11 protein-coding genes are annotated in these 13,060 nt (G+C 69.3%); 6 read left to right on the top strand and 5 right to left on the bottom strand.

Annotation, left to right across the window (positions count from 1 at the left end; all coding sequences use genetic code 11):
- Positions 1–995: 995 nt before the first annotated feature.
- From ACIHAA_RS23590 to ACIHAA_RS23605, 4 genes are all read right to left on the bottom strand, one after another.
- A complete protein-coding gene (locus ACIHAA_RS23590; protein WP_399820284.1) occupies positions 996–1,430 on the bottom strand; it encodes a VOC family protein in 435 nt (144 codons plus the stop codon).
- Positions 1,431–1,529: 99 nt separating this feature from the next.
- Entirely contained in the window at positions 1,530–1,976 is a 447-nt protein-coding gene (locus ACIHAA_RS23595) for a hypothetical protein (RefSeq protein ID WP_399820286.1), read from the bottom strand.
- On the bottom strand, positions 1,865–3,016 hold the full coding sequence (locus ACIHAA_RS23600; RefSeq protein ID WP_399820288.1) for a hypothetical protein: 1,152 nt from the start codon (positions 3,014–3,016) through the stop codon (positions 1,865–1,867). The genes ACIHAA_RS23595 and ACIHAA_RS23600 overlap by 112 nt, the downstream gene beginning before the upstream one ends.
- Positions 3,017–3,112: 96 nt before the next feature.
- Positions 3,113–3,766, bottom strand: coding sequence for a nitroreductase family protein (locus ACIHAA_RS23605; RefSeq protein WP_399820290.1), 654 nt, complete (start codon positions 3,764–3,766; stop codon positions 3,113–3,115).
- A 113-nt stretch (positions 3,767–3,879) separates the two neighbouring features.
- Between ACIHAA_RS23605 and ACIHAA_RS23610 the strand changes: the two genes are divergently transcribed.
- Together ACIHAA_RS23610 and ACIHAA_RS23615 are read left to right on the top strand one after the other, a co-directional pair.
- The gene (locus tag ACIHAA_RS23610) at positions 3,880–4,680 is read left to right on the top strand and encodes a hypothetical protein (protein ID WP_399820292.1); all 801 of its coding nucleotides are present in this window, start codon (positions 3,880–3,882) and stop codon (positions 4,678–4,680) included.
- A gap of 599 nt (positions 4,681–5,279) precedes the next feature.
- The gene (locus ACIHAA_RS23615; RefSeq protein WP_399820294.1) at positions 5,280–7,175 is read left to right on the top strand and encodes an N-acetylmuramoyl-L-alanine amidase; all 1,896 of its coding nucleotides are present in this window, start codon (positions 5,280–5,282) and stop codon (positions 7,173–7,175) included.
- A 217-nt stretch (positions 7,176–7,392) separates the two neighbouring features.
- On the opposite strand, the gene ACIHAA_RS23620 is transcribed toward ACIHAA_RS23615, so the two are convergent.
- Positions 7,393–7,992, bottom strand: a complete 600-nt coding sequence (locus ACIHAA_RS23620; RefSeq protein ID WP_399820297.1) for a hypothetical protein — start codon at positions 7,990–7,992, stop codon at positions 7,393–7,395.
- A 463-nt stretch (positions 7,993–8,455) separates the two neighbouring features.
- Here ACIHAA_RS23620 and ACIHAA_RS23625 point away from each other — a divergent pair, with 463 nt between their 5' ends.
- The 4 genes from ACIHAA_RS23625 (at position 8,456) to ACIHAA_RS23640 (ending at position 12,970) form a co-directional block, all read left to right on the top strand.
- Positions 8,456–9,964, top strand: coding sequence for an FAD-binding oxidoreductase (locus ACIHAA_RS23625; protein ID WP_399820298.1), 1,509 nt, complete (start codon positions 8,456–8,458; stop codon positions 9,962–9,964).
- A gap of 146 nt (positions 9,965–10,110) precedes the next feature.
- Positions 10,111–10,338, top strand: coding sequence for a ferredoxin (locus ACIHAA_RS23630; RefSeq protein WP_399820299.1), 228 nt, complete (start codon positions 10,111–10,113; stop codon positions 10,336–10,338).
- Entirely contained in the window at positions 10,328–11,722 is a 1,395-nt protein-coding gene (locus ACIHAA_RS23635; protein ID WP_399820300.1) for an NAD(P)/FAD-dependent oxidoreductase, read from the top strand. The genes ACIHAA_RS23630 and ACIHAA_RS23635 overlap by 11 nt, the downstream gene beginning before the upstream one ends.
- 39 nt (positions 11,723–11,761) lie before the next feature.
- The gene (locus ACIHAA_RS23640) at positions 11,762–12,970 is read left to right on the top strand and encodes a cytochrome P450 (protein WP_399820302.1); all 1,209 of its coding nucleotides are present in this window, start codon (positions 11,762–11,764) and stop codon (positions 12,968–12,970) included.
- Positions 12,971–13,060 lie beyond the last annotated feature (90 nt).

Raw genomic sequence — 13,060 nt, forward strand, 5'->3', positions numbered from 1 at the left:
AAGTATTCTGGCCGGTCCGCTGATTGCGGAATTCCTCGAACTGCGTCCATGACATTGCAGGTCGAGAATATGGACCGCGCGCTCTTGCAATTCAAGAGCGGAGCAGTATGGGGGGAAGCGGGCCCTGGCGGGGGCCCAGGGCTGTCCCGCAATCTCACGGTGAAGACCGGCGGGAGACTGCTGTGGTGTGTCCGGTGCCGGTCTCCCGTGCAACTCATGGGCGCCGCATGAGCGGCCCGGCGGCCGGACACCCGTAACCGGTCGTCAGATATACGGGACAGCCCGTGGATTGCTAGCTCAGGAAGCTGGTGATGAGGTTCGCGCCCGCCGTGATGAGCGAACCGAGGACACCGGAAGCCAGTGCGGCGAAGATAGCCATGTTGCATCCTAACTTTGTTACGTACCGAGCAGAGCTGCGGTAACAGCTCTTGAGATTCCCAGGCTTCGATCCGGGAACTCCAGCCTCGAACTTCCTCGAGGCAGCGGAGCAGACCGAAGAACCGATGTGCACCTCGGCCCCGGGTAAAGCGACCGTAACATCCGAACCATGGCTCAGAAAAGGGGAGTTGATGGCATGAAAAGCTACTCGACAGTCAGTACTCATTCAAGAACGGGAAGTTATTTCGCTATTCACCTTTCTCGTCGCGCTGTTTCACGGGCGCCACAGATGAACCGAGAGAGGGGAAGATGCGGGATGGGGGCTGCGGAGGGGAGAATCATTTTCATCGCCACGGTGGCATGAGACGGCCCAGAAGAGGCGGAGCCGGTTCCGCTTCGGGGCTCCCACAAGGGCGGTGATCAGGTCAGCCGCCGGGGCCCGCAGGCCATCCCTTGAGACCGGGACGGCCTGCGCGCGGAGGGGGCAGAGCGGATGCTGGTCGGGCGACTGGGCCGAGCACATCGCCGCCCGCGGCCCGTGGCGTACTTGGAGACCGTCCCCCACAGCCATGAGGACACAGCGCGGGACGCGCGCACCGTGCCGACCCGGCGAAGGGTCAGTCGAGGCAGAACTCGTTGCCCTCAATGTCTTGCATCACCAGGCACGACTCGTTGTCACCGTCGGCACGCAGGAGTCGTACGCGCACCGCGCCCAGCGCGATCAGGCGTGCGCACTCGGCCTCAAGCGCGGCCAGGCGTTCGTCACCCGTCAGGCCGGTGCCGACCCGTACATCAAGGTGGAGCCGATTCTTGGCTGCCTTGCTCTCGGGAACGCGCTGAAAGAACAGCCTCGGGCCCACACCTGAGGGATCGATGCATGCGAACCATCTGCCCTGATCCTCAGACGGCAGTGAGTGGTCGAAGTCGCCCCATGTGGCGTATCCCTTCGGTGGCGGCGGTACGACGTACCCCAGCACCTCGCACCAAAATCGCGCGACGCGCTCAGGCTCTGCGCAGTCGAAGGTGACTTGGAACTGCTTGACTGATGACATCGGCGCACCATAGCAGGGGGAGCTCGGTGGCTCACCTCACTTTTGGGCGCATCTCCCTTTGGCCATAAGCATGGTGGTGTGGGGGCGGCTGCTGAGGCATCAGGTCCTTGGTGTGAGTCTGACCAGCGGGTAGTAGGGGCGGGCGGCTTCGACCGCGTCCGCGAAGGAGCTGAAGCCCCGGTCCAGTGCGTGGAGGTCGGCGTCGGTGCGGCGGACGCCCCACCGCTCGAGGAGCAGTTCAGTGATCCGGTCCGGCGCGATGCGGTCCGGCGTGAATTGCGGTCTGGTCCTGCACAGTTCGTCGGTGAAACGGTGGCAGGACGCGGCCGTGCGTACCGCCCCGGCGAATTCTTCGGTGGGTTCCAGAAGGTCGAGAAGTACCGAGTCGCCGCCTGACTCCGGATCGGTGCCGAAGCTGCGGGACAGGAACAGCCTCAGCTGATGCTGCCGGTCGCCGCAGGTCGCCTCGTCGTCGGTGAGCCAGGAACGCAGGAAGCCGAAACCGTCCGGGTGCTCGTGCGGGTCCGGGTAGACCCCGCGATGCACTCCGTGGCTGATCGCCGCACCAGCGACCGGCCGCCGTCGTCGAGCCGTACCGCACTGCGCCAGGCGAGCCGGGTCGCCGGGTTGAGGCAGTGCCGCGGGCGCAGCGCGAGTTCGTCGAGCCGGTAACCCAGTTGGGGCTCCACCTCCCCGGCGGTGCCGATGTGGTCGGGTCGGGTGTCCAGGTTCGCGCCGTGCCAACGCTCGATCGCTTCCATGGCCGCTGACACCTTCACGGAGATGCGGTCCAGGCCCTTGCCCTGGTACACGGAGAGGTAGTGGTTGGCCGGGCTGATGGCCTGATAGACCGGGATGCCGATGTCGTCCAGCCAGGTCACATCGGCGATCCGGGTGACACCTGCGGCCGGAAGCAGCGGGGCGATCCGGGCCCAGGTCTCCGCGGGCGGACACGTGCGGTGTGTGCCCGCGAAGTGCGCCTTCTCGTCGGGCGCCGCGGCGGTCTTTCCGGGAGCCGTGCCGGTCACGTCAGCCGTCCGTCGGCGGAGGGTGCCGTGCCGGACCGGCTCCGGACCGGGGTGGCCGAGGGTCAGGCTGAGGAGGTGTCGGCGGCCGGGGTGTCCGGCGGCGAACGCGGCGGTGGACACGTCCTGTGCGCGACCGCGCAGGCAGCCGCCCGGCCCGCGTCCGATCGCGAGCAGCCAGCAGGTGTGGGCCAGTGCCGCTGCCCGCACCAGCAGGTCGGAGTATCCGGAGACAACCGCACGACGCACCGCGCTCCGCAGGTCGCCGCCGAACGAGACCACCGCTGGAGCGTCGTCGTACCGAGCTGCCGGATCCGGCAGCTCGGGCGCCCCTGCGACCATGGTGAGGCTTCCCCCGGCAGCGGCCTCGTACCACCCGGTGACCAGTCCCCGTACCCGGTAGGCCGGCACCAACACCGTCAGGTCGTCCGCCGGTCGGGCGGGCCAACGGTCGCGCTCGGCGGTCAGTGCGGTGCCCAGCAGTTCGGAGAGGTCGGTGACGGCGATCGGGCGGTCGGCGAAGGACCGTACCGATCGCCGGGCCGCCAGGACCTCCCCCACCGAACCGGTCGGCAGCGGCAGCGCCCGGCCCGGCCGGTGCCGGTCACCGGCACCGGCCGGGCCGCGGCAAGCCGCGCGGCGAAGTCGTCCATCACCTCACGCTGATCCAGCAGCGGCATCGCCGGTGTCCCTTCCATAGAGTCCCATGATTCCGATCGCCAGCTGATCGGCGGGGTGGAGGCCCAGTTGCGCGCCAAGGTCGCCGACGCCGCCGGTCACCAGCTCGGCTCTCAGGCCCAGTTCGGCCGCGAGCAGCGCCGCCTGTGCCAGGGCGCAGCCCGCGTCGAGGTGGGTCAGCCGGAAGGCGAAGTCACCGTACTTGCCTCGCAGCCGGTGCACCGCGCCGGTGATGACCACCGCGGCCCGGACCGGCCGTCCCTCAAGGCCGGTGCCCGCGAGGAGTTCGGGCAGGGAGGGGGTGTCGGCGCGAGCGGCGATCAGGGTGCCCTCGTCGTACTTGAAGACGGTGCCCGGCAGTTGTGGCCAGCGTTCCTCGGTGAGCAGGAACAGCTGGACGGAGGCGCGGTTGCCGCCGCTGGGGCACCAGCGCGACACAAAGCCATCCTGTGCCCCGGAGGCTTCGCGGGAGCCCGCGGTGCGGGACAGCAGGAAGCTGACCGTCTGTTCGTCCAGCAGTCCAGGGGTGCATGCGGCACCGTCCGCGGGGACCAGTTGGCGTCGCGGACTGGTCGTGAGGTCGAGGACGTCGGGCGGCCCCGGCCAGGCTGTGGCCGCGCTGTCCTCCGCCATGGCCGGAGGCAGGTCGGCGGATGCGTCGGCGGCCTGAGCCCTCTCCTCCGGGAAGGCCTGCTCGTGGCCGATCCGGACGCAGGACGGGCATGCGGTGTGGCCGGGGTGGAAGCGTGGTCCGATCTCGATCGCCGCGATGCGGTCGGCCGCGCGCTGTACCGCAGGACGTCGAAACCTTCCGCAGCGCCGATACGGCATGCTTCCTCAAGCTGATCGGCCCCGCCGCCTCGGCCGCCCCTCTCGCCCTGGACCGACTCCGCGCTCCGGTCCGCCTCGTCGTCGCAGACCACGAACAGGTTCGCCGGGCCGACCGGCAGCCGGTCGCCCCGCGCCACGACCGCGATCTCGCCCACACCACAGGCGCGCAGAGCGTCGGCGATGCGCTCGGTCACCGCGGCGGGCCCGGTGAGCACGACACGGCCGAGGGCCAGCCGGGCCAGCGCCTTCGCCGATCCGCCGTCGGCTGCGGCCACCGGCCCGGTGCGGCACAGACAGTCGGCGACCGTCTTCTGCGCAGTGCGCGCGCCGGATGGGGCCGCTTCGAGGAGGCCCCGGTCGGCCAGCATGTCGAGGACCATGCCGATCTGCTCGATTCCAAGGCCGAGTTGGGCGGCTGTGGCGGCGAGGTCGCGGGTGCCGTCCAGCAGGGCGAACAGCCGCGGCAGCAGATCCGTGGCCGCCTTGCCGCCGAACAGGTGCCGACGGCCTACGCCTTCGACGACCAGTCCGCGTTCGGTCGGAACGACGGTGAGCCCGCGGCGCAGACGCATTCGGTCGGTGGCGTTGCGATCGTGGGTGGCCGGTGGACCTCGTACGGTGTCGTCTCGTTGGCCGTGTGGCGCAGCAGTTCTGCCAGCGCCCCGGTGCGGTCGAGACCGGGGACGGTTTCCGGGGCGCAGCGTGTGCAACCGTGACAGCACAGCACGTTCTGGGAGTCGATGTTCGTACTGCGCGGGCTGAGCGTGACCACCGTGCCGGGACGGGCCGGTTGTTGAGCATGCCGTGTACCAGTCCTGCCGCTGCCCGGGCGTGCTGGGGCAGGTATCCGCGCGGACCGGGCTCGGGGTCGTTCTCGTAGGCGGTCCAGAGGGCGGCGGTGATCGCGGACTGGTCGTCGTGCTGGATCCGCCGCGCCAGATAGCAGTCGAAGCAGGGCTCCTCGCCGGGCACCACCCACGGGCCGAGCCGGAATCGCGGACGGTGTCGGAATGGTCTTTGCCGCCAAGACAAGGCGGCTCACAACGGGCTCCATGCCCGAGTGACGTTTGGATTCCGGGGCCGATGCTTCGGTTCAGGGGCGGCCGCTTCGACCCTGGGACACGCCCGTCGCCTCTGGCGAGCCGGGCGCGCACAAGATCCACGAGCGGGGGAACCCGGCGGCCCGGATCGTCATCACCTCATGTACAGGTCACCATCACTCAACTGGGCGCCCACAGACCGCAGTACGGTCGCGACGGGCCCCGGCGGGGGCTCACGAAGTTCCATCAGCACAGGAAAGTCAGAGGTACTACACGTGTATGAGCGCAAGTCGCGAAGACGGCTGTCACTGACCCTCGCGGCAGGAGTGCTGGCAGCCGCAGGAGTCGCGGCCACCCCGCTGTCCGCACAGGCGGCGGGACATCGGGTGGCGGCCGACAGCCGCCAGCACACCTTCGAGCGGGCCGCGGCGGAGTACGACGTCCCGCTGCCCGTCCTGCTGGCCGTGGCCTATCACGAGTCCGCCTGGGACGCCCACGACGGCGAACGCAGCACCAGCGGCGGCTACGGCCCCATGCATCTGACGGACGTGACGGCCCAGATGATGGCGGCGGGTGACGCGGGCGCGGCCGGTCGCGGCGACCTCGCCAAGCTGGCCTCCGCTCCGTCCCTGCACACCCTCCAGGCCGCCGCCGGGCTGACGGGGCAGCCCGCCGGACGACTGCGTACCGACGAGGCCGCCAACATCCGCGCGGGTGCGGCCCTTCTGGCGTCCTACGCGAAGGTCACCGTCGGAGGCACCCCGAAGGACCCGGCCAAGTGGTACGCCGCAGTGGCCCGTTACAGCGGTTCGTCCGAGCAGCGCGCGGCAAGCGCCTTCGCCGACCGGGTGTTCGCCACCATCGAGAACGGCGCGCGCGAGACCACCCGGGACGGGCAGCACATGGATCTGCCGCCCTCCCCCGGCGTCCGGCCGGCCACCAGGCAACTGTCCGCGCTGCACCTGAAGGCGACGGCGGCCGCGGACGGCACCGAGTGCCCCGCCACCATCGACTGCACCTTCCTTGCGTCCGCGGCGGCCAACGGCCAGGTCTCCAACCGTCCCGCCAACGGGATCAGGATCGACTCCATCGTGATCCACGACACCGAGTCGTCCTACGACGCCGCCATCAACGCCTTCCAAAAGCCGGGCGGCGGGTCGGCGCACTACGTCATCCGCTCCTCGGACGGCGCGGTGACCCAGATGGTGCCCACCAAGGACATCTCCTTCCAGGCGGGCAACTACTCGACCAACCTGCACTCGATAGGCATCGAGCACGAGGGCTACGCCGCGTCGGGTGGCAGCTGGTACACCGAGGCCGAGTACGAGACCAGCGCGGAGCTCGTGCGCTACCTGGCCGACCGTTTCGGCATCCCGCTGGACCGGCAGCACATCCTCGGGCACGACAACGTACCCGGCCCCAACTCGGCCACCGTCTCCGGAATGCACTGGGATCCGGGCCCGTCCTGGGACTGGGAGCACTTCATGCAGCTGCTGCACGCCCCGGCGGGCCGGCGGCACGGTGTGGGCCCCGTCGGCTCGGCGGTCACCATCACCCCCGGCTACACCCGCAACCAGCAGAGCGTCCAGGTCTGCCCGTCCGACGACCCCACGGGCGCCACGCCCCAGTGCACCGAGCGGACCCAGGCCTCCAACTTCGTCTATCTGCGCACGGCCCCCAGCGCGACCGCGCCGCTCTTCGGCGACCAGTCCATCCACTCGGACGGCGTCGGCACCGACCGCGTCAACGACTGGGGCAGCACCGCGGCAGCCGGGCAGCAGTTCGTCGTCGCCGACCGCCAGGGGGATTGGACGGCCATCTGGTACAGCGGCACGAAGGTCTGGTTCCTCAACCCGCACGGCTGCAACACCACACCTGCCCGTGATGTGAAGGTGGTCGGCGCGGCCGGTACCTCACCGGTGGCGGTGTACGGATCGAGCTACCCGGACGCGAGCGAATACCCCGCCGGGCTCTCCCCCTCCACCCAGGCCCCGCTGAGCATGTACAGCATCCCTGTCGGCCAGGCGTACGTCGCCACCGCCGCACCTGCTCCCACCGACGACTACTTCCCCTCCAGCGGCCGGGTCGTCCTGGGCCAGAAGACGATGTACACCATCCAGTACAACCACCGCACCGCCCTGGTGTACTCCTCGGACGTCGCCGCACAGTAGCCGCCGGGCACGAGGTCGACGGCCGCAACGGGTCGGCCGGCCGCGCCGTGTACGGCCGTCGCCGACCGGATGAACCGGGTGGCCGAACCCTCGCGTGAGGTCCGGGCCCTGGCTCCGTCGTCACGCCTTGGGCCTCAGCACCGAATGGGGGCTGAGGCCCAAGGCGCCAACTACGGTCGTACGCAGCGGAATCGGCCGGGCGGGGACTGATCGTCTGTCAGCTCACGTCCCGGCACAGGGCGAAGGCCTGGATCTGGCCTTCCTTGGTGTGGGACTTGGCAGCCCATGCGTTCGGTCGGCTCTCGGAGGGGGCGTTGATGTCCACCGAGTCGTACGGGGTTCCGCCGTTGCTGTACACGGGGTTGATGACATAGCCGCCGGTCACCAGGTTGGTGTTTTCGGGGCACTGGGCGTAGGAGATGTCTCCCCCGTTGCGCACATAGTCGGCGACCGCGCGGGTGGGTGCGGAACTGCTGTCACAGAGGGCGTACGCCCTGATCCGCCCGGCATGCGGCTGCGCCGCCCACGCTCCAGGGTGACTCACCGAAGGGGCGCTGGCCCGCACGGTGTCGGAGTAGGCACCCCCATAGGTGTAGGCGGGCGCGGCGGCATAGCCGCCGCCGACCAGTTCCGTGCCCTGGGGGCACTGCGCCCAGGAGACTTCGCCCGGTCCCACCTCGGGGCCGCTGACCGCCCGCACCGTGCTGTCGGCCGCAGTGGCCGTCGCACCGCCTGCCATCAGCCCCGCGACTGCCAGGACCGCCACCCCGGCGGCCCCGCCGATCCGCCGACGCACGTTCGAATTCCTGGACCTCATCTGTCCCCGTCCCCTTTCACAGCCATGAGCGTTCGGAAACGCCCCGACTCGGGGCGCGAGGAGACTCATGCGTAGGGAACCACCGCGGGAAACGACCTCCGAAGATCATGTACCCGGAAGCGTGAACTTCGCCGCGCCTGTGTTGATCGCGCCGCGTGGGCCCCCGACTGGCAGGCCCCCTTGTCATCGGCGACATGGATGCCGTGCCGACGCAAAGGTCCCTTAGCGGGAATTAATATTGACAGACCCCGCCGGAGGTCAACACCGTCACTGGAAAACCGAATTGCGAAATCCGATATTCCGCCGCCACTCCGGCAGGGGTGTCAGGCCGGTCTCTCGCGTGCTTCCTCTGTTACTTTTCGGGTCCCGGGGGCTTCCCCGCGTAAGACGGCAACGCATCGGTCGGCCGAGGGAATTGCTGTCGGCCGAGTACTGGCGTTTCCCGGTCGAGAGGATATGGACCATGCACGACTTTTCCCGCCGCGGTCTGTTCAGGGCGACGGCGGCCGCCGGAGCCGGTGCCGTTGTCGTTCCCGGCATCACAGCCGCTGAGGCTCCGGCCGCGGAGGCCGTGAGCCCACGAACCGAGAGCAGGAAATGCCCTCCGGCGCAATTGACCGGCCGCGTCGTCCGCCCCGACGACGCCGGTTACACGGACGCACGCCTCGGCTGGGACCAGCTCTTCTCTCACTATCCGCTGGTCGTCGTCTTCGCCCAGAACACCCAGGACGTGGTCAACGCCCTCACCTGGGCGCGGCAGAACGACGTCGCCCTGCGGGTGCGGAGCGGCCGTCACAGCCTTGAGGGCTGGTCGAACGTGGACAACGGCATCGTGATCGACATCAGCGAGTTGAAGTCGGTCCACATCGACACCCGCTCGCGTATCGCGACAGTCGGCGCCGGACTCAGCCAATTGGAAGCGGTGACCACGCTCGCTCAGAAGAACCTCGCGGTGACCACCGGAACGGAGGGAACCGTAGGCCTGTCGGGTGCGACGCTCGGCGGCGGCTTCGGCTTCCTCACCCGCTGGCTCGGCATGGCGTGCGACAGCCTGATCGGCGCCGAAATCGTGGTCGCGTCGGGTGACGCCTGCGCCGAGGTGATCAAAGTGGATCTGCGGAACAACCCGGACCTGCTCTGGGCGCTCCGCGGGGCGGGCAACGGAAACTTCGGGATCATCACGTCGCTCACCTATGAAGTGGCCCCTCTGAAGGGCGTCACTTATGTGCAAGCGACATGGAACGGCATCGGGGACCTGCCGGGAGTCTTCGACACCTGGCAACGGACGGCGCCGGTCGCCGACAACCGGCTCGGAACCCAGCTCGAGATCCACAGAAACCAGATCCTGCTGTTCGCCGTCCTGGCGGACGGAACCCCGGCCCAGGCGCAGCACATGCTGGCCCCGATCCTTTCCGTCGGCAGCCCCCAGGTCACGGTGCAGACCGGCAACTGGGGGGACATCTACGCGGGGTTCCAGATCCCGACTCAGAACGAGCCTGCGAACTGGAAGTTCTTCTCGCAATTCACCAGGAAGCCGTTCCCTGCCGCAGCGATCGGCGTGATTGCCTCGTTCATGCAGAACGCTCCGACGGACGACAGCAACTTCTTCACCCAGGCATTCGGCGGGGCCGTCCGCAGGAGCCCGCGCGGCGGTACCGCGTTCCCGCACCGCGACGCGCTCTTCTATTCCGAGCCAGGCGCCGGGTGGGGGACGCGTGGCACGCAGCCGGGCGTGTGCGACCCGCTGACCCCGCAGGCGCAGGCCTGGATCGCCGAGTTCAGCCAGGCGCTGCGCCCCTATGTGAGCGGCGCCTATGTCAACGTGCCGAACATCGGAATGCAGGAGTGGGAAACCGCCTACTGGGGATCCAATTTCGACCGGCTGCGCGAGATCAAGGCACAGTACGACCCCTACAACGTGTTCCAGTACGAGCAGAGCATCCCGCCCGCCTCCAGGAAGAACCGCAGATAGATCGTTCTGCCCGGTGGCCTTCGCCTTGCGGGCGCCCTGCGCAGAGGCCCATCCTGAGTGGGAGGCATGCCGACCACTCTATGGACCGAGCACAGTCGACTGCGGCGCCCAGCTGGGCCGCGGCCTGTGCAGGGAGCGGGTTCCTGATGAGGCTTGTCGTCGATCTCAACCGGTGCCAGGGATTCGCGCAGTGCGTCTTTCTCGCGCCGGACGTCTTCTCCCTGCACGGGGACGAAGCACTGCTGTTCTCCCCTCGCTTCGACGAGGCAGAACGTGAGCGGGTGGAGAAGGCCGCCGCAGCGTGCCCGGTCCAGGCCATCCTCGTGGACTACTCCGACGAGCCGACGAGGGGTGTGGAGCCCCATGTCGGCTGACACGGATGTCGAGCTCCTGCGGCGGCGGGGCCGCATCGTGGTCGTCGGCGCCTCGCTGGCCGGGCTGCGCGCGGCGGAGACCTTGCGGGAGAAGGGCTTCACCGGATCATTGACCATGATCGGCGATGAACCGTACGAGCCCTACGACCGGCCGCCGCTCTCCAAGCAGTGCCTGCTGGGGCGGGCCCGGCCGGAGGACACGCTGCTGCCGCGTCGGCGCGACATCGCTGCCGACTGGCGTCTGGGCGTCGCCGCCGAAGGCTTGGACCGGGATGCCAAGCAGGTACGTCTGGCGAACGGCGACTCGGTCCCCTACGACCGGCTGTTGATCACCACTGGGACCAGAGCACGGCCTTGGATCCACCCGGACGAGGCCGCACTGGACGGGGTGTTCGTGCTGCGTACCCGCGACGACTCCGCACGCCTGTACCGGAAGCTGACCGGCGGTGTGTCCCGGGTGCTGGTGATCGGCGCCGGTTTCACGGGCTCCGAGGTCGCCTCCGCCTGCCGGGAGCTGGGCCTCGCGGTCACGGTCGCCGAACGCGGCCCGGCACCGCTGGTGGGCGCGCTCGGCGGGGTGATCGGGGCGGTCGCGGACCGGATGCAGCGCAGCAAGGGTGTCGATCTGCGCTGCGGCATCAGCGTCACCGCCCTTGAGGGCGACTACGGGGGACGGCTCCGACGCGCTCATCTGTCCGACGGTACGTCGATCGACGTACAGGTGGCCGTCGTCTCGCTCGGTGCCATCCGGAACACGGAGTGGCTGGCCGGCTCGGGGTTGGCCGCGGGCCCCCGGGGGATCGCGTGCGACGCCGGGTGCCGGGTGTTCGACGTCAATGGCATCGTCACCGACGACATCTACGCCGCCGGAGATGTCGCACGGAGCCCCCATCCGCTGTTCGACTATCAGTTCCTGTCGCTGGAGCACTGGGGCAACGCGGTCGAACAGTCCGAGATCGCCGCCCACAACATGGTCTGCGCCGGTCCCGAGCGCCGTCCGCACCTGTGGCTGCCGATGTTCTGGTCCTCCCAGTTCGGCGTCAACATCAAGTCGGTGGGTGTGCCTTCCCTGGGCGACAAACTTGTCGTCGCCCAGGGGACGCTGACCGAGCAGCGGTTCGTCGCGGTGTACGGGTATCGCGGCCGCGTCATCGCCGCGGCGTCCTTCGACGGAGCCAAGTGGCTGGGGTTCTACGAGCAGCAGATCGCGGCCGGTGCCCCCTTCCCGCCGGAGTACCACACGGTCGACCGCCGCACCGACATGCTGGAGCCGATCGACCCGGCCTTCCCGGATCCCCATCTGCCCACCCATGGGGCCACGGTCACGCTGACGGGCCACTCACCGAGCGAGCGGCGTGTCCAGTTCGTTCCGTCGCGCGCCTGATCCACCGCCCCGTGCGGCCCGGAGCCCCGAGGAGACACCATGACGCCCGGCACCCTTTCCGCGCAGATCACCGACTACGCCAGTCGGGCCGATCCCTACCCGCTCTACGCGGAACTGCGCAAGACTCCGGTTCTGCGGGAGGACGACGGAACCTACCTGGTCAGCACCTACTACGAGGTGCGGAGCCTGGCCAACGACCCGCGGCTGAGCAACGACACGAGCAATCGGCCGCCCGGTTTCGCCCGCCCCGGGCAACCGGCGGAGGAGACCGGCTTGCCGCCCAGCTTCATCTTCACCGACCCGCCCGTGCACGACCGGCTGCGCGACACCATCAACCGGCCCTTCGGTCCCCCGCACAGCCCCGCGTTCCTCGACGGTCTGCGCGGCGAGCTGAGCAAGGTCGTCACCGAACTGCTCGACGCCTTCGAAGGCAAGGACCAGGTCGACATCGTCGAGGACTTCTCCTACCCCCTTCCTGTCACCGCCATCTGCAAGGTCCTGGGCGTGCCGCGCGAGGACGAACCGCGCTTCCATGTCTGGGCCGATGCCCTGGCGTCGGCGCTCGATCCCCAGTCCGGCGACGGCGGCGGACCGGACACGGCGCAGCGGGCGCGCCAGGAGATGGGCGCCTATCTGGCCGATCTCATCGAGGCCAAGCGCCGTCGGCCCGGTCCCGGGATCCTCAGCGCGCTCACCCCCGACATGACCCCGGCGGACCTGGAGGCCACCGCAGTGCTGCTTCTGGTGGCCGGGCACGAGACCACCGTCAACGCGATCACCAATACGACCCTCACCCTGCTGCGCCACCCCGATGTCCTCCGGCGGTTCCAGCAGGAGCCGGAGCTGGCCGTCCCGCTCATCGAGGAAGTGCTGCGGTACGAGCCCCCGGTCCAGTTCATTCCGTTCACCACCGCTCTGGCCGATATCGAGGTTGCCGGCACCACGATCCCCGAGGGCTCGCCGGTGTGGCTCATGCTGGCCGCGGCCAACCGCGACCCCAAGCGTTTCAAGGATCCCGACCGGTTCGATCCCTGCCGCAGTGACAACGAGCACCTGGGTTTCTACACCGGCATCCACTACTGCTTCGGCGCTCCCCTCGCCCGTATGGAACTCCATATGGCCGTGCCCGAGCTGTTCCGCCGGGTCACGTTCTCCGGGCTCCTCGAGGACCCGCCGCCGTACCGCACCAACGCCGTGCTGCGTGGCCCCCGCCACCTTCCCGTGGCGATCGAGGGCCTCACGGCCTGAGCACCGCCCCAAGGGAGCTGAACGAGCGGCTCGGTCGCGGCTGCGGGGAGCTGGGCCGCCGGGGAGGGCCGGGCGCAGCCGGGCGAAGGC

It is taken from the genome of Streptomyces sp. NPDC052040 (assembly GCF_044548405.1).
Taxonomy (GTDB): Bacteria; Actinomycetota; Actinomycetes; order Streptomycetales; family Streptomycetaceae; genus Streptomyces.

What these genes read in the sequence shown, in the direction of transcription:
- ACIHAA_RS23640 (WP_399820302.1), top strand. Translation starts at nt 11,762, where the DNA reads ATGACGCCCGGCACCCTTTCCGCGCAGATCACCGACTACGCCAGTCGG.
- ACIHAA_RS23620 (WP_399820297.1), bottom strand. Translation starts at nt 7,992, where the DNA reads ATGAGGTCCAGGAATTCGAACGTGCGTCGGCGGATCGGCGGGGCCGCC.
- ACIHAA_RS23630 (WP_399820299.1), top strand. Translation starts at nt 10,111, where the DNA reads ATGAGGCTTGTCGTCGATCTCAACCGGTGCCAGGGATTCGCGCAGTGC.
- ACIHAA_RS23605 (WP_399820290.1), bottom strand. Translation starts at nt 3,766, where the DNA reads ATGGCGGAGGACAGCGCGGCCACAGCCTGGCCGGGGCCGCCCGACGTC.
- ACIHAA_RS23635 (WP_399820300.1), top strand. Translation starts at nt 10,328, where the DNA reads ATGTCGGCTGACACGGATGTCGAGCTCCTGCGGCGGCGGGGCCGCATC.
- ACIHAA_RS23590 (WP_399820284.1), bottom strand. Translation starts at nt 1,430, where the DNA reads ATGTCATCAGTCAAGCAGTTCCAAGTCACCTTCGACTGCGCAGAGCCT.
- ACIHAA_RS23625 (WP_399820298.1), top strand. Translation starts at nt 8,456, where the DNA reads ATGCACGACTTTTCCCGCCGCGGTCTGTTCAGGGCGACGGCGGCCGCC.